Raw genomic sequence first — 14,746 nt, 5'->3', positions numbered from 1 at the left:
AGGTACGCTATTTGAGAAAAGCGATAAAAATATTTACTGACTGTGTTCCATCCTGACGCGATTCAAGGGGCCTTAAGCGATCTTCTCGCCTGTGAAACGACACTTCCCATCGAAGTTTTCCCGGAGCTTGACTCGACCAACGCGCTCCTGTGGCAACGGTATCAAGCACAATGCACAATGCCTAGGGTGGCGATCGCCTTAACCCAGACAGCGGGGCGGGGCCAGTGGGGACGCACCTGGATTTCCGCACCAGGGGGATTATATTTGTCGGTTTTGTTGCCTATAAAATTAGATCCCCAATTTGCCTATAGCCTAACCCTGGCCAGCGTCTGGGGGATTATTGAGATGTTCCAACAGCAAGGGCTTCCCGTACAAATTAAATGGCCCAATGATCTTCTCCTGCAAGGCAAAAAACTGGGGGGCATTAAAACCGAAACAAAAGTCTCCCAGGGGAAAATTAGCGCGGCCGTGGTCGGGGTCGGCATTAACTACCAAAATCCGGTTCCCCCGACGGGCATTAACCTCGAACAATTCTGGCAAGGGGAGCTAAAAATTAAAGGCGATCACCTTGCTGCGTTGGTTATTGCCGGAATTCTAGAGGGGACGCAAAAACTAGCTCGAAATTCAATTGAAAATATATTGCCGGGCTATTTAAAACATCTCAAAAACCTAGGCGAAATAATCACCTACGAAGGCCATCAAGGGATCATTACCGGGGTCAATCAAAAGGGCGAACTACTGGTTAAACTTAGCGCTCCCGGTGCCAGTAGTATTGTAAAAATTCCCCCTGGTCAAATTTCCCTCGGCTATCTGTAGAGAATCTCGTTTTAGATTTGACTTTCCTAATAGAGCTTGCCACACTGCAAATCGTTGTCTCAGAACAAATACTCAAGAATATGTCAACCTATCTCGTTACTGGCGCAAACCGGGGCATCGGCCTGGAATATTGCCGTCAACTTAAAGCCCAAGGCGATCGCGTGATTGCCGTTTGTCGGACGCCTTCTGAGGAACTGCTGCAACTGGGTGTAACAGTAAAAGCAGACGTGGATCTGACGAATCCCGATGCCGTTAAACAGCTTGCCCAAGATCTCCAGGGGGAAACCATTGATGTCTTGATTAACAACGCCGGGATTTTAGAACGGGTCGATTTGGATCAGCTAGATGTTGACAGTATTCGCCGTCAATTTGAAGTCAATGCGATCGCCCCGCTGCGTTTCACCCAAGCCCTTTTAGCGAATCTTAAATCTGGTTCAAAAATTATCCTGATGACCAGTCGCATGGGTTCCATCGAAGACAATACCTCCGGCGGTTCCTATGGCTATCGGATGTCAAAAGTCGCCCTTTCCATGGCCGGAAAATCCCTGGCGATCGATCTCAAACCCAGGGGAATTGCGGTGGGTATTTTACACCCAGGCCTCGTCAAAACGCGGATGATTAATTTCCGGGAAGATGGCATTAGCCCCGCTGTGGCAGTCGAAGGATTACTGGCCCGCATTGAAGCACTAAATCTCGATAATACAGGCACGTTTTGGCACGCCAATGGGGAGATTTTGCCCTGGTAATACGTCATTTTTTCTAACTGTAGAGGTTGGCGACGTATTCCCCGTAGCCATTGTAGGGTAGGGTTTCCTTCATTTCCCAGCTAAATTCTGGGGTATTGCCAATAAATTTTTCGGTGGCCTGAGACCAACGGGGATGGGGCACATTTGGCTCGACGTTGGCTTCAAATTTGTACTCGTGGCCGTCGATGGTGTTCCAGTAGGTGGCAGGTTGTTCCGCGAGAAATTCAATTTTGACGATAGATTTTGCCCCCTTAAAGCCGTATTTCCAGGGAATGACCATCCGCAGCGGCGCACCATGCTGTTTCGGCAAATCGTGGCCATAGATTCCCAGAGCAAAGAAAGCGAGTTCATTATTCATCTCTTCGATGCGCAGTCCCTCGGTATAGGGCCAGGGCAGATTCCCCAAGTGGAAACTGGGGCCATAGGTAACATTTTCGTCGTAATAGCTGGTGAAGCGGACAAATTTTGCTTGGGTCTTGGGTTCGACGGCTTTGATTAATTCGCGCATGGGGAAGCCAATCCAGGGCAGCACCATCGACCAGGCTTCGACACAACGGAAGCGGTAGATGCGTTCTTCGAGGGGGAATTTTGTTTTCAGGTCGTCGATGTCATAGGTGTGGGGGTTGTTCACGAGACCGCCCACTTCTACTTGCCAGGGCTTAGCGGGGAGATTTTGGGCGTTTTGCCAGATGCCTTTGGTGCCGCCAAATTCGTAGAAATTATTGTACTGACCGGCGAAGAGTTCTTTGGTGATGGGGCGATCGCCAATTTTCCGGAAGTTGGGATTTTTAATCGCGTCTAGTTTGGGCAAATCTAAAGTTTCACGGAGGGCGCTGTACTGCTGATCCTGGGACTGACAACTCGCTAAACCAATGCCGACCCCAGCCCCCAGGAGAGTTTTGATAAATTTGCGGCGGTTCCAATAGACGCTTTCGGTGGTGACGAGATTTTCGGAAAGGGTATAGCTGGGGGGGACTTTAAACAGCACCATGGCAGGTTTTGCAGAGGACGAGTAGGTTATACGTTTTAAAAATCTAACGCATTTTGCCAAGGGTCTCCGGCCCCAACTTCGTTAACATCCCTTTACAATTTGAAAAGATATGTCATGTGTTCAAGCAATTGTTAGGGAAATTTAGGTGAAGGTTTTTTTGCAGCTCCAGCCGGAAATGCGCTGGAATTTGGGCTTGTTATTTTTAGCGGCCCTGGGATTTTGGTTGAGTATGACCAGTTTATTGCCGGTGCTTCCGGCCTATATCCAAGATCTGGGGGCAACAGATCAGCAGGTGGGCTTTGTGATGGGTTGCTTTGCCATTGGTCTGCTTTTGGCCCGCACCCGCCTCGGTAAAATGGTCGATGAGCAGGGTCGCAAACGGGTGATTCTCATTGGTGCTGTGGTGGTGGCGATCGCCCCTTGGGGATATATTTTTTTAAATTCGATTCCCCAGATGATGGTGTGGCGAGCCTTCCATGGAATTAGTATCGCCGCTTTTACGACGGGTTACAGTGCCCTAGTGGTAGATTTGGCCCCAGAACGAAACCGGGGTGAGGTGATCAGTTACATGAGTTTGGCGATTCCGGTAGGGATGTCCATTGGGCCAGTGTTGGGGGGTTATCTCCTGGGCGTCGTCGATTACCCGTGGATCTTTGCGGTGTCGGGTCTGTGTGGGGTGGGGGCTTTGCTCCTGGCTAGTCAAACTAAAGAATCAAATCCCCAGGCGATCGCCATTGATAAAAATTCCCTGACGCCCAACCAAGGGGAAACCAACCGCGATTACCCGGAACTATTTCGCCATAAGGGGCTCTACATTCCTTCCTTGATTATGCTCTGCATTGGCTTGGTATTCGGCGTGTTAGTGACGTTTCTCCCCCTATACATTCGGGAACTGGGCTTAAATTTCAATACCGGACTGTTCTATGGGGCGGCGGCCATTTCCAGTTTTAGCAGTCGTATCCTCGTGGGTCGGGCGTCGGATACCTTGGGGCGGGGTTTGTTTATTAGCGGCAGTCTGCTCTGTTACGCGGCGACAATGCTGATCCTTACCAATGCCAGCGGGACGAATTGGTTTGTCCTGGCAGGGGCAGTGGAAGGTTTGGGGGCGGGTACGCTGGTGCCGATGATGATTGCCCTGATGTCGGATCGTTCCTCCAGTGCGGAGCGGGGAAAGGTTTATTCTATTTGTATTGGCGGCTTTGATGTGGGGATTGCCCTGGCGGGTTTGCTCCTCGGCACCGTGACCCAGACCGTCGGTTATCAAGGGATTTTTGCGATCGCCGCTGGGTTAGCCCTGTTTTCTTTCTTTATCTTCCTCACCCAAGGAAATGCCAAAATTGGTACCTCCTTTAAATTTGCCCTTGGGCGCACCGGCGATCGCTATGCCCAAAAATTCTAAAGTTTAAGAATATTTCGCACAGTTCAAGATGAAACATCCCGAACCTCTTTCCCTACCTCCCCTTGCCCCCTACGAAGACCGTTTGCTCCATGCCCTTGCTTTTTTTCGGACAGGCCGCGCCGTGGAAACCCAAGCCCACCATTGCCTATCTATGTACCTACGCCAGGGGGAAGCGCGTGTGATGGGAGAAGTGGGCTTCTATGCCAAGTTGCTCAAGATCAGTCCCGATGAATTATTGGAATTGATCTATTGCAATCCAAGCCAAGCCCAAACGCTGTTAGCCGAATTTGGGGCGATCGCCCCCGTCGCAGAGGAAAATCATTCGGCATAATGGAAGAAAACCATTCCGTTGCGATGCATCGATGAGCGCACCCCAAGGGCCCGACACCTATCAAGTTGAAGATATCCAAGCCATTCTCCAATTGGCGATCGCCCGCCGGGATACCGATGGCGAACTGACCCGCAGCCAACTCGAAGAAATTGCCGCTGACCTGGGCATTCCCCAAACCGACCTCGTCGCTGCCGAACAGACTTGGCTCGACCTCAAGGTTGAAACTAGCAAAAAGCAAGAATTCAATTTATATCGCCGTCAACGCCTCAAAAACCGCGCGATCCGTTTTGGTATCGTCAATAGCTTCCTCGTTGGCCTGGATACCCTCGATACCGGACATCCTTCCTGGTCTCTGTATGTGCTGCTGCTGTGGGGGCTGTTTTTTACCCTACGCAGTTGGCGACTGTGGCAAACCAGCGGCACCGATTACGAAACAGAATTTCAGAAATGGGACCGCAAAATGCAACTCAAAGAATCTGTCCAAACCCTCTGGCAAAAAACCCAGGAATTCCTTAAGGGCATTTCTTAGGGCCACGTTTAATCCAGTCATCATTGCTAACCCAAGCCCATGACCCAGATTCCTAAACCCATCGCGACTGAATTAGAGGATTTTTTACGTCAGAAAAATATTGAAGCTTCCCCTGCTTGGGAATTTCTGTTTGGGTCTGCAAAACAAAAGCCGATGCCGTCTCTATTCCACTCCCGTCTCCAGCGCAATTTGGTAAACGCCATTAACCAGCAAACTACCCAGTATGAAGCGATTCAGGAATTGCGTTGCATTGTGCCGCCCCTGTCGCCTGTGCCGAATATTGTGGTCGCCAAAGCAGAGAGATTAACAGAAGATGGCCCATTACAGGGAGCACCGGACTGGCTAATTGAAATTCGCTCCCTCGACCAGAGCACCCTTGATCTTCAAAACAAAATTCTGCATTGTTTGGGGCAAGGAACAGAATTGGCTTGGTTAATAGATATTCAGCGGGAACGGGTTTGGGTTTGGGAACAGGATGAGCTACCCATTATTTATGCTGGCGATAACGTTTTACCGACTCTAGGGGCAATCAAAAATCTGACGGTTGCAACAGTGATCGCCATGACCCAGCAGCGTTCAACCTGAATTTTCCCGTTAATTGTCGAGCCTCGTAATCCACTCTCTAAAGGATGACCGTGCCCCGTTGGTCAATGTCTAACACATGGGCGATCGCCTTTACACCAATCTCTTCCCAAGCGGTTTGCATCGCCGTTGCGACTTTGGGGGCATTTTCTGGCGCCGCAAGCGCTAATAACGTCGGGCCAGCGCCACTGATTACCATGCCATAGGCCCCAGCGGCGATCGCGGCTTGTTGCACTGGGTCATAGCCTTTAATCAGGTTTTTTCGGTAGGGCTGATGAATTTGATCATCCAGGGCTGCCGTTAAATATTCAGCCTTGTTTTGCGCTAACCCGTGGGGCAACAAACCCAACCGCGACGCATTGAAAATTGCCTGGGCCCGGGCGTACTGTTGGGGCAAAACGGCGCGGGCTTCTTCCGTGGACAGCTCAAAATCAGGGATCGCCACCACAGGCACCACATTTTTATGCCAAACCCAAGGACAAATCACCCAATCCTGCTGATGTTTTACCGACAGTTGACAGCCCCCCAGTAGGGCAGGCACCACATTATCGGGGTGGCCCTCCATTTCGATGGCGAGGTTCATAATTTCCTGCTGGCTCAGAGGAGATCCGGCCAGGGCATTGGCCCCCACCAAGCCGCCCACAATTGCCGTCGCGGAACTGCCCAACCCACGGGATAAAGGCACTTTGAGATCAATGGCAATATTTACATGGGGAACAGGCTGGCCGAGGCTTGCAAAGACTTTCGCAAAGGCACGGTAGAGCAGATTGTCGGCTGTGGCTTCGAGCTTCTGGGTTTCCACATCCGCACCGACGAGTTCGAGGCTGAAAAATGGCTCCCTTTCCCCCGCAAGGCGAAATTGGAACTGGTTATGGAGACTAAGGGCAGCGCCTAAGCAGTCAAACCCGGCGCCAATATTGGCAGTGGTAGCAGGGACTTGGACGTGGATAGAGGTCATAAACTTTTTCAAAAAAAACAAATCAAAGGCTAATGTCGGCCTTCAGCAGAATGACTTGATCGGCTGGAACGGCGATCGCCCCGAGGCCATTTTGATTGAGACGATTTAACAATTCGGTGATCCGGGCGGAATCTGCGGTGTGGGCCGCGAGTAGATAACCGCGTCCCCCATAGGCGACCAGACCAATATTTTGCCCCATTAAGCGCTGCAACTGATTGGCGATCACCAAATTCCCGCCGTATTCTACCAGCACCCCAAATCCCCCCCGGAGTCCTTGGGGTCGGAAGTTAGCTGGCCCTTGGGTTGCGGGGGGAGGCGTCGATTTTGTTTCTGCCTGGGGCTGGGCCGGGGGCAGAGCAACGTTACGGGTTGGTGTCCCGGTTGTTTCGACCACCAGATCGGGGGCGATCGCCGTTGCCATGGGGGGAATAGTCGGCGCTTGGCTGGTTTCTAGGGCCAAATCACTATCTACTGGGGTGATCACCATCAAGGGCAAACCCACCGCTTCCCCAAAATATTCAGCCCACTGGGTCGCGTTTTCGAGGCTCGTAAAGCCCCCGACCCGACTGAGAACGTTGCCGTCGTATTCACAAACCACTGCCTGTTGGTTTTCCGGGAGGGTTTGACTCACTTGATTGCGCACTTCCGCCTGGAGGGGTTGAGATGGGGTAAATACCAATACCAAAAACTCTGCGCCCTGAGGCGGCTGACATTGGGATAAACCCCGCTGGGCAACACTGGGGGGGACAAAGGCGATCGCCGCGATACTGCCGATGCAAGCAGCACGCCCAAGCCTAATCAACGGTTGCCAGAAATTGCCCATCATAAGTTCACACGCCAGAAAGAATAGGGGAGTCTAAGCGGCTAGGGACTTGAGGGGCTCTGGAATTTCCTCAGAGGGAGCCTCAAATTCGCCGACGTAGATATACTCCAACCGTAATTTTAACCAAGTAATAAATTGCTTCTTCGTGGAGATGATCGCCACACAGGGTTTGGGGGTTTTTTCGCTCGCTTCTTTGAGGCTAGGAGCGTTGATAAAGGCCGGATTCTCCACTACCCAAAAATCCCGTTCTTTGCCTTGTTCTTCGTAGTGGCGGATGCGTTCTTTGATTACTTCTTCGAAGGGTTCTTCTTCAAAGAGAAATTTTTGGCTGGCCAGGGCAAAATGATAGGTCGTCATCACTTGTTCAATATAGAAAGATTTATAACTGTTTTTGTTCCAGTAAAGATACCCTACAATTGTCCCCACATGGCAAGCTTCATCTCCCGCACGGCCCGTTCTAGGCCCACCAACACAGCCCGGCTGATGATGGTATGCCCGATGTTTAACTCTTCCATGCCTTCGATACAAGCGACGGGGTAAACATTACGATAGGTTAAGCCATGGCCGGCGTTGACCCGTAACCCCAGGGCGATCGCCTGTTTTGCCCCAGTTTTGAGGGTCGCCAATTCTGCCTGCTGCTGATCTGAGTCCTGGGCCTCGGCATATTTCCCCGTGTGCAGCTCAATAAATTGCGCCCCGGTTTTCTGGGCCGCTTCGATTTGCTCTAGCTCAGCATCGATAAACCAACTGACGGGAATCCTGGCCCCCTGGAGTTGTTCAACCACTTCCTTAAACCGGGCAAAATTACCCACGATGTCGATCCCCCCTTCCGTGGTGATTTCCTCGCGTTTTTCGGGGACGAGGGTCACGTAGTCGGGTTTGATGTCTAAGGCGATCGCCACCATTTCTGTCGTGGGGGCCATCTCTAAGTTCAGGTGGGACTGCACCGTCTGCCGCAGGATTTTGACATCCCGGTCTTGGATATGCCGCCGGTCTTCCCGGAGGTGTACCGTAATCCCGTCGGCTCCCCCCAGTTCTGCTAAGGTTGCCGCCGCCACTGGATCTGGTTCTACCGTGCGTCGCGCTTGGCGAATCGTTGCAACATGGTCAATATTCACACCGAGGGTCAGGCGAGGATTTGGGGAAACCATTAGGGAAAATAAGCTTAGAAGATAAAAAACTAAAAGCCCATTTTATCAGGGTTGCCAAAGGAGATGGAAGGGGCATTACGCAGAATTTGCAGGGGATTACCACGATCCCCCACTGGATCTCTGGGGGCGGCGATCGCCCTTAAATAAACGATTCCCAAATCTTAAAATGACGTCGGTGAAAATCAGACCTATGATGGATTCTGGGGAAAAAATCCCGAAAAAGTTTGAATTGTTACTTTTCGAGATCCCCCCTCCAGTCATACACTTGACACAGAGGTCAAAGGCAGTCGTGAGGTCTTTTTTGTGAAACGAGTCCTAGGAATCATACTTGGCGGCGGCGCAGGTACTCGCCTATATCCGCTAACAAAACTCAGAGCTAAGCCCGCAGTACCTCTAGCAGGCAAATATCGTCTAATTGATATTCCTGTTAGCAATTGCATTAATTCTGAAATTCATAAAATCTACGTTTTAACCCAATTTAATTCAGCATCTTTAAATCGTCACATTAGTCGAACCTACAACTTTACCGGGTTCACCGAAGGCTTTACCGAAGTACTCGCAGCCCAGCAAACTAAAGAAAATCCCGATTGGTTCCAAGGCACCGCCGACGCTGTCCGACAGTACAGTTGGCTTCTAGAAGACTGGGATGTCGATGAATACATCATCCTCTCCGGTGATCACCTCTACCGTATGGACTATCGCGAATTTATCCAGCGCCACCGTGACACCGGAGCAGACATTACCTTGTCTGTGGTTCCCGTGGGCGAAAAAGTGGCTCCCGCCTTTGGGTTGATGAAAATTGATGCCAATGGTCGCGTAGTAGACTTTAGTGAAAAGCCCACCGGTGAAGCCCTCAAGGCGATGCAGGTGGATACCCAGTCCTTGGGTCTCGATCCAGAGCAGGCGAAAGAAAAGCCCTACATTGCGTCGATGGGGATCTACGTCTTTAAGAAACAAGTACTCCTCGATCTACTCAAAGAAGGCAAAGATAAAACCGATTTCGGGAAAGAAATTATTCCTGATGCGGCCAAGGACTACAACGTTCAGGCCTATCTCTTTGATGATTATTGGGCTGACATTGGGACCATCGAAGCTTTCTATGAAGCAAACCTTGGCTTGACGAAGCAGCCGATCCCACCCTTTAGTTTCTATGACGAAAAGGCACCCATCTACACCCGGGCACGCTACTTACCGCCGACGAAGGTGCTCAACGCTGACGTGACAGAATCGATGATCAGCGAAGGTTGCATCATTAAAAACTGCCGCATTCACCACTCAGTTCTTGGTATTCGCACCCGTGTCGAAGCGGACTGCACTATCGAAGATACGATGATCATGGGTGCAGATTATTATCAGCCCTATGAAAAGCGCCAGGATTGTCTCCGTCGTGGCAAGCCTCCCATTGGGATTGGTGAAGGTACAACGATTCGCCGGGCGATCGTCGATAAAAATGCACGCATCGGTAAAAACGTGATGATCGTCAATAAGGAAAATGTGGAGGAGTCAAACCGTGAGGAGCTTGGCTACTACATTCGCAGTGGCATTACAGTGGTGCTAAAGAACGCCGTTATTCCCGACGGTACGGTCATTTAAGATCTGTTGCGGCCCTTGTTTTAAAAATTCTTTTTAAATCACATTTTTTGTCTAGGCAATGTGCCCTGTCTCTCGGTGAGATGGGGTTTTTTTGTGGACAGAGATAACCTTTGGCATTACTAAGTATCGAGAGACCAAGACCAGTGGTTTTGCTGGAGTCGTTGGGCAATGGTCGCTCCCCAGGCTTCTAATTGGACAGTAAATTCGGGCTGATCTAAACCCTTGCGCCACATGATCAGGGCGTCTTCTCCGGTGTCTTGGTAGTACCCTTTACGGCGTCCGGCCAGGGTAAAACCAAATTTTTCGTAAAGGGCGATCGCCCGCTGATTGGATTCTTTGACTTCGAGGGTCGCCCGTTCTAAACCCCGTAACCAAGCATCCCGGAGCAAACCCAACAAAATGAGTTGTCCCAAGCCCTGCCGTTGCACCTCCGGATGAACTGCCATCAGCGTAATGTGAGCTTCTTCGACAATCGCCCAGAGACAACCCAATCCCAATAATTTATTTGGATCATGGGGAGCCGGCACAATCAGCAAGGTACTATTTGGACTTTCTAGCTCCCGTAGATAACCATCCTTAGACCAAAGGCCACCAAAACATAATTGATCTAAAATCAATGCCTGGGGCAGTGTTTGTTCTGTCAGGGCCTGCACCGATAAAGCAACTGCACTCACGAATCTCACCACTCACTCATAAAAATACTTGAAAAGTTTATCAAATGCGAACAGCAGAAAAATTGAAAGACACCAGGTTAAGTCATTAAATTTTTATGTTCATGGTGGTGCCGAAAATAATCATCCATCATCCTCTCTCAGTAGCAAAGACAATTAGTTTATAAAAATTGTTAAACAGTTTTTTTATCCATTTGTACAATGACAGCAGATTTCACGCACAAACGATGCAAAAAAAAAGTAGAACTCTCAAAGCAATTACCTTAAAAAGTATGGCAGTTGTCGCTCTGTGTAGCGGCTCCCTCTTGGGGTTTAGTCACAATGCTATGGCCCAGGAATTTAACGGTGGCTCGATGACTGTATCGGAAGGAAGAAATGGTACAGAAATTACTATCAAAACTAAGAATGGTAGTACCATTCGAGTTCGTGTCAGTGAAAGTGGAGCTTCGAATGTAAACAATACTTCGAGCAGCGGTGAAAATACCAATACGACGACGGGCCGGGATGGTGATCAAACGACAACTACCAACGCCAATGAAAATTTAGACAAATAGCCGCCATTTCCATAGCAAGGGTGATTATTTTTTCGGTATCCTTATTTACCTATGATTCTATTGAATCTAGTAAAAGATAACCACAAAGTAATTGCTTATGTTAACCGCAGCCTCCACTGACAATACAGGTCGGCAATATTTGCCCCAAAATCCAGATGGCCTGTCTCCCAACCAAGCGTTAATGCCCCTGACCAGCACCGTAAATGGCCAGGATCACTTAGTGGTGGGAGGCTGCGATGTGACTGAATTGGTCAAGCAATATGGTTCTCCGTTATATATCCTCGATGAATACACCCTGAGAACCACCTGCCGTCAATACCGCGACAGTTTCCAAAAATATTACGGTGGTGAATCCCTCGTGATTTATGCATCTAAGGCCTGGAGCTGCATGGCCATCTGCGCCATTGTTGACAGTGAAGGGTTAGGCTTTGATGTGGTTTCTGGGGGAGAACTCTACACAACCCTCAAAGCTGGAGTCAGCCCGCAAAAAATTTATTTCCATGGCAACAACAAATCCCGTGAGGAGCTGAATTTTGCCCTCGACCAAGGGGTGACGATCATTGTTGATAATTTCTTTGAGTTGGAATTGCTCAAGGCACTCACAGGCGATCGCCAAACAACGGCCAAGATTATTTTGCGCCTCACCCCCGGTATCGAGTGCCACACCCACGAATATATCCGCACTGGGCATTTAGATAGCAAATTTGGCTTTGACCCGAACCAAATTGAAGCGGCCTTTGCCCTGGTGAGCCAGGCTGAATTTTTAAACTGTATTGGCCTCCATGCCCACATTGGGTCGCAAATTTTTGAACAACAACCCCACAAAGATCTCGGTGATGTCCTCGCTGGTTGGTACAAAAAAGCCGCTGACTATGGCCTAAACCCAGAAATTCTCAACCTTGGCGGCGGTTTAGGGATTCGCTATACCGAATCCGATGATCCCCCCAGCATTGAAGCCTGGTCGCAAAATGTTGCCCAGTCCCTCGAAGCCGCCTGCCGGAGCCATGGGATTGCGCTACCCAAATTGATCGTAGAGCCGGGTCGCTCCCTCGTCGGCAGTGCTTGCATTACCGCCTATACCGTCGGGAGCCGTAAGGTTGTGCCAGAAATTCGTACCTACGTTTCTGTGGATGGCGGCATGTCTGATAATCCCCGTCCGATTACCTACCAATCTCTGTACCGGGCGGTCATTGCCAATCGTCTGTCTGCCCCCTGTGAGGAAACAGTCACGGTAGCAGGTAAGCATTGTGAGTCGGGGGATGTGGTGATCAAGGATGCCCAACTGCCCACGCCCCAACCGGGGGATATCCTTGTGGTGCTGGCGACGGGAGCCTATAACTACAGTATGGCCTCGAATTACAATCGCATCGGTCGCCCGGCAGCCGTACTGGTGAATGAAGGGGATGCCCAATTGATTATCCGTCGGGAAACCTTGGAGGATTTAGTGCGTCAAGATTGTTTACCGGAGCGGCTACGTCAAGGCTGATCTATTTTCATTGGTTAAACATTTTTGGGGTAACGGGGTAGATGGGGTGGCCACATTGAGGCGATCGCTGACCCCGTTTTTCTTTGCCCAAGGTTACCCCCGCCATGACATGATAGAGTCTGATGGCAAGTTGTTGGTTGTGCTGGAGTAGCGGTAATAGAGGATGCCAGATTGGCTGTTTGACATTGCGGATATTGCGCTGACATTGTTCTTAGTGTATGTGGCGGTTTTTGCCATTCGAGACCGACGAACCCTCTGGGTGATGCGGGGGTTTTTGCTGTTGATGATTGCTGATAAGGCAGCAGAAATATACCAGTTTGAGTATGCGGCGGCTCTCCTCGATAAATTACTGTTGATCTCTGCGGTGGCGATCGCCCTAGTCTACCAAACCCAACTGAAGCGCCTATTAGAGAAATTAGGCCAAGGTAAAATCATGGAATTGCTCCGGCCCGTCGAGGCGCGGAATACGAACTCCGAAAATACCGTGCTCGACCGGATTGTTGAATCGGTTAAAGAACTCTCCCAATCCCGTACCGGAGCGCTAATTCTCATTGAAACCACCGCCATTCCCATCGATAAAAAAGGCATTGCCCAGCCCGGAGTCCCCATCGATGCAGAGGTCTCTAAGGAACTGCTCCAATCGATTTTCTACGACAAAAATCCCCTCCACGATGGCGCGATCTTGATCCGTGACTCCCGGGTGGTGGCCGCAAAGGTCTTCTTCCATTTGTCCGAAAAATCCGGCTTTCGTCAGTTAGGCACCCGTCACCTGGCCGCCCGCAGCATCACAGAACAAGCTGAAAACTGCGTCTGTGTTGTGGTTTCCGAAGAAACGGGTTCTATTTCCCTCGCAGACCGGGGGAACCTGAATCGCCCCCTCACCAGCAATGAACTCAAAGAACTGCTCTCGGAATATTTCACCACTGGCGATCGCGAATCTGTAACGCCGTCCCTAGGTGACCTGGGTCGTCGGCTAAAATCTCAAGGGGAAGATTTACTCAAGTTTCTTCGGCAACTGAATCTCCCTTTCACCAACAAAGATTAACCTTTGACTGTAACTATGGTTCATCCTTTGCCCGCTGACCTCGATCCCCAAAAGCTTCCCAAACACATCGCTGTCATCATGGATGGGAATGGTCGTTGGGGCCAACAGCGTGGTTTACCCAGAATTATGGGTCACCAAAAAGGGGTAGACACAATCCGCAATATGCTCACCTACTGCCAGGACTGGGGAATCCATGCCCTCACGGTCTATGCGTTCTCCACCGAAAACTGGCGGCGTCCCCCCACCGAGGTGGAATTTTTGATGACCTTGTTTGAAAAGGTGCTGCGGCGAGAAATTAAAATTTGGGCGGCCAAAGGGATTCAAATTCGCTTTGTGGGGGATCTGACCTCCTTACCCTATTCCCTCCAGGCGGAAATTCAACGCTCCGTCATTCAAACCCAGCATAATAACGGCATTCAATTTACCGTTGCCACCAACTACGGCGGCCGCCAAGAATTAGTCCAAGCCTGTCGGGCGATCGCCACCAAAGTTGCTGCCGGGGAACTGCGACCCAGCGATATCAACGAAACCCTGATCAACGATCACCTTTATACCCACGGCATCCCTGATCCCGATCTCTTGATCCGCACCAGCGGTGAAATGCGCCTGAGTAATTTTTTGTTGTGGCAAATGGCCTATAGCGAAATTTATGTCACCCCTACCCTCTGGCCCGATTTTGACAAAACCGAACTCCACCGCGCCCTCTTGGCTTTTCAACAACGGGAACGTCGCTTCGGTAAAGCCACCGTTTAATCCCCTGAACAATGTCATAAAATCGTCATGCAGTTATCTAAGGCTGGGCTTCGGGTATTGTTTAAAAAAATTGCGCCAAGGAGTTGACATATACAATTTCTGACTTTATATTATTAAAAGTGACCTAAACCACTTGGGACTGTAGTTCAGCTGGTTAGAATGCCTGCCTGTCACGCAGGAGGTCGCGGGTTCGAGTCCCGTCAGTCCCGTACAGTAAAGAAGAATATAATCCGTCCTTGGGTGTGGATGCAGATATTGCAACACAATGCGGTAAATAGCTCTAGCCAGGAATAGTGATGTACTGGTAGGCTGATATCA

General features: G+C 50.2%; 17 protein-coding genes and 1 tRNA gene. 12 read left to right on the top strand and 6 right to left on the bottom strand.

Going from position 1 to position 14,746, the window contains the following annotated elements; translation table 11 throughout:
- The first annotated feature begins 42 nt into the window (after window positions 1-42).
- The gene (locus AACT35_RS10420; protein ID WP_099239896.1) at window positions 43-816 is read left to right on the top strand and encodes a biotin--[acetyl-CoA-carboxylase] ligase; all 774 of its coding nucleotides are present in this window, start codon (window positions 43-45) and stop codon (window positions 814-816) included.
- A gap of 80 nt (window positions 817-896) precedes the next feature.
- Window positions 897-1,562 (top strand): SDR family oxidoreductase, encoded by a 666-nt coding sequence (locus AACT35_RS10415; RefSeq protein WP_099239894.1) that lies wholly within the window; start codon window positions 897-899, stop codon window positions 1,560-1,562.
- Between the two features lie 13 nt (window positions 1,563-1,575).
- On the opposite strand, the gene msrP is transcribed toward AACT35_RS10415, so the two are convergent.
- The gene (gene msrP, locus AACT35_RS10410; RefSeq protein WP_099239892.1) at window positions 1,576-2,553 is read right to left on the bottom strand and encodes a protein-methionine-sulfoxide reductase catalytic subunit MsrP; all 978 of its coding nucleotides are present in this window, start codon (window positions 2,551-2,553) and stop codon (window positions 1,576-1,578) included.
- 145 nt (window positions 2,554-2,698) lie between these two features.
- Between msrP and AACT35_RS10405 the strand changes: the two genes are divergently transcribed.
- From AACT35_RS10405 to AACT35_RS10390, 4 genes are read left to right on the top strand one after another with little or no spacing between them, the layout of a single operon-like run.
- Window positions 2,699-3,952 carry an MFS transporter gene (locus AACT35_RS10405; RefSeq protein ID WP_099239889.1) on the top strand — a complete coding sequence of 418 codons (1,254 nt, stop codon included), beginning with the start codon at window positions 2,699-2,701 and terminating at the stop codon, window positions 3,950-3,952.
- 28 nt (window positions 3,953-3,980) lie between these two features.
- Window positions 3,981-4,283, top strand: coding sequence for a hypothetical protein (locus AACT35_RS10400; protein WP_030006757.1), 303 nt, complete (start codon window positions 3,981-3,983; stop codon window positions 4,281-4,283).
- A gap of 31 nt (window positions 4,284-4,314) precedes the next feature.
- Window positions 4,315-4,812, top strand: a complete 498-nt coding sequence (locus AACT35_RS10395) for a 2TM domain-containing protein (protein WP_012305729.1) — start codon at window positions 4,315-4,317, stop codon at window positions 4,810-4,812.
- 39 nt (window positions 4,813-4,851) lie between these two features.
- Window positions 4,852-5,397 (top strand): Uma2 family endonuclease, encoded by a 546-nt coding sequence (locus tag AACT35_RS10390; RefSeq protein ID WP_099239887.1) that lies wholly within the window; start codon window positions 4,852-4,854, stop codon window positions 5,395-5,397.
- Window positions 5,398-5,434: 37 nt separating this feature from the next.
- Here AACT35_RS10390 and thrB read toward each other — a convergent pair whose 3' ends face one another.
- From thrB to AACT35_RS10370, 4 genes are read right to left on the bottom strand one after another with little or no spacing between them, the layout of a single operon-like run.
- On the bottom strand, window positions 5,435-6,352 hold the full coding sequence (gene thrB / locus AACT35_RS10385) for a homoserine kinase (protein WP_099239885.1): 918 nt from the start codon (window positions 6,350-6,352) through the stop codon (window positions 5,435-5,437).
- A gap of 22 nt (window positions 6,353-6,374) precedes the next feature.
- The gene (locus AACT35_RS10380) at window positions 6,375-7,178 is read right to left on the bottom strand and encodes a hypothetical protein (protein ID WP_143596804.1); all 804 of its coding nucleotides are present in this window, start codon (window positions 7,176-7,178) and stop codon (window positions 6,375-6,377) included.
- Between the two features lie 30 nt (window positions 7,179-7,208).
- Window positions 7,209-7,532 (bottom strand): MgPME-cyclase complex family protein, encoded by a 324-nt coding sequence (locus AACT35_RS10375; RefSeq protein WP_030006753.1) that lies wholly within the window; start codon window positions 7,530-7,532, stop codon window positions 7,209-7,211.
- A gap of 53 nt (window positions 7,533-7,585) precedes the next feature.
- Window positions 7,586-8,326 (bottom strand): pyridoxine 5'-phosphate synthase, encoded by a 741-nt coding sequence (locus AACT35_RS10370; protein ID WP_099239881.1) that lies wholly within the window; start codon window positions 8,324-8,326, stop codon window positions 7,586-7,588.
- A 303-nt stretch (window positions 8,327-8,629) separates the two neighbouring features.
- On the opposite strand from AACT35_RS10370, the gene AACT35_RS10365 reads away from it, so the two are divergent.
- Window positions 8,630-9,919: a glucose-1-phosphate adenylyltransferase gene (locus tag AACT35_RS10365; protein ID WP_062431685.1), complete on the top strand. Its 1,290-nt coding sequence runs from the start codon at window positions 8,630-8,632 to the stop codon at window positions 9,917-9,919.
- A 119-nt stretch (window positions 9,920-10,038) separates the two neighbouring features.
- Here AACT35_RS10365 and rimI read toward each other — a convergent pair whose 3' ends face one another.
- The gene (gene rimI / locus AACT35_RS10360) at window positions 10,039-10,593 is read right to left on the bottom strand and encodes a ribosomal protein S18-alanine N-acetyltransferase (protein WP_099239879.1); all 555 of its coding nucleotides are present in this window, start codon (window positions 10,591-10,593) and stop codon (window positions 10,039-10,041) included.
- Window positions 10,594-10,817: 224 nt separating this feature from the next.
- On the opposite strand from rimI, the gene AACT35_RS10355 reads away from it, so the two are divergent.
- From AACT35_RS10355 to AACT35_RS10335, 5 genes are all read left to right on the top strand, one after another.
- Complete coding sequence (locus AACT35_RS10355; RefSeq protein WP_065709858.1) at window positions 10,818-11,144, top strand: hypothetical protein; 327 nt, start codon at window positions 10,818-10,820, stop codon at window positions 11,142-11,144.
- Window positions 11,145-11,241: 97 nt separating this feature from the next.
- Complete coding sequence (gene lysA, locus AACT35_RS10350) at window positions 11,242-12,630, top strand: diaminopimelate decarboxylase (RefSeq protein ID WP_099239875.1); 1,389 nt, start codon at window positions 11,242-11,244, stop codon at window positions 12,628-12,630.
- 163 nt (window positions 12,631-12,793) lie between these two features.
- Window positions 12,794-13,675, top strand: a complete 882-nt coding sequence (cdaA, locus tag AACT35_RS10345; RefSeq protein WP_099239873.1) for a diadenylate cyclase CdaA — start codon at window positions 12,794-12,796, stop codon at window positions 13,673-13,675.
- Between the two features lie 15 nt (window positions 13,676-13,690).
- Window positions 13,691-14,428 (top strand): isoprenyl transferase, encoded by a 738-nt coding sequence (locus AACT35_RS10340; RefSeq protein WP_012305739.1) that lies wholly within the window; start codon window positions 13,691-13,693, stop codon window positions 14,426-14,428.
- Between the two features lie 135 nt (window positions 14,429-14,563).
- Window positions 14,564-14,637 (top strand) — tRNA-Asp (locus AACT35_RS10335).
- Window positions 14,638-14,746: the final 109 nt, after the last annotated feature.

The organism is Synechococcus sp. BDU 130192, assembly GCF_963876085.1.
GTDB lineage: Bacteria > Cyanobacteriota > Cyanobacteriia > Cyanobacteriales > MRBY01 > MRBY01.
The sequence above is the reverse complement of the archived record's forward strand: the minus strand, read 5'-3'. Positions and strand labels throughout refer to the sequence as shown.

What these genes read in the sequence shown, in the direction of transcription:
- AACT35_RS10340 (WP_012305739.1), top strand. Translation starts at nt 13,691, where the DNA reads ATGGTTCATCCTTTGCCCGCTGACCTCGATCCCCAAAAGCTTCCCAAA.
- AACT35_RS10380 (WP_143596804.1), bottom strand. Translation starts at nt 7,178, where the DNA reads ATGATGGGCAATTTCTGGCAACCGTTGATTAGGCTTGGGCGTGCTGCT.
- thrB (WP_099239885.1), bottom strand. Translation starts at nt 6,352, where the DNA reads ATGACCTCTATCCACGTCCAAGTCCCTGCTACCACTGCCAATATTGGC.
- AACT35_RS10355 (WP_065709858.1), top strand. Translation starts at nt 10,818, where the DNA reads ATGCAAAAAAAAAGTAGAACTCTCAAAGCAATTACCTTAAAAAGTATG.
- AACT35_RS10375 (WP_030006753.1), bottom strand. Translation starts at nt 7,532, where the DNA reads ATGACGACCTATCATTTTGCCCTGGCCAGCCAAAAATTTCTCTTTGAA.
- AACT35_RS10395 (WP_012305729.1), top strand. Translation starts at nt 4,315, where the DNA reads ATGAGCGCACCCCAAGGGCCCGACACCTATCAAGTTGAAGATATCCAA.
- AACT35_RS10400 (WP_030006757.1), top strand. Translation starts at nt 3,981, where the DNA reads ATGAAACATCCCGAACCTCTTTCCCTACCTCCCCTTGCCCCCTACGAA.
- AACT35_RS10390 (WP_099239887.1), top strand. Translation starts at nt 4,852, where the DNA reads ATGACCCAGATTCCTAAACCCATCGCGACTGAATTAGAGGATTTTTTA.
- cdaA (WP_099239873.1), top strand. Translation starts at nt 12,794, where the DNA reads ATGCCAGATTGGCTGTTTGACATTGCGGATATTGCGCTGACATTGTTC.
- AACT35_RS10370 (WP_099239881.1), bottom strand. Translation starts at nt 8,326, where the DNA reads ATGGTTTCCCCAAATCCTCGCCTGACCCTCGGTGTGAATATTGACCAT.
- lysA (WP_099239875.1), top strand. Translation starts at nt 11,242, where the DNA reads ATGTTAACCGCAGCCTCCACTGACAATACAGGTCGGCAATATTTGCCC.
- msrP (WP_099239892.1), bottom strand. Translation starts at nt 2,553, where the DNA reads ATGGTGCTGTTTAAAGTCCCCCCCAGCTATACCCTTTCCGAAAATCTC.
- AACT35_RS10415 (WP_099239894.1), top strand. Translation starts at nt 897, where the DNA reads ATGTCAACCTATCTCGTTACTGGCGCAAACCGGGGCATCGGCCTGGAA.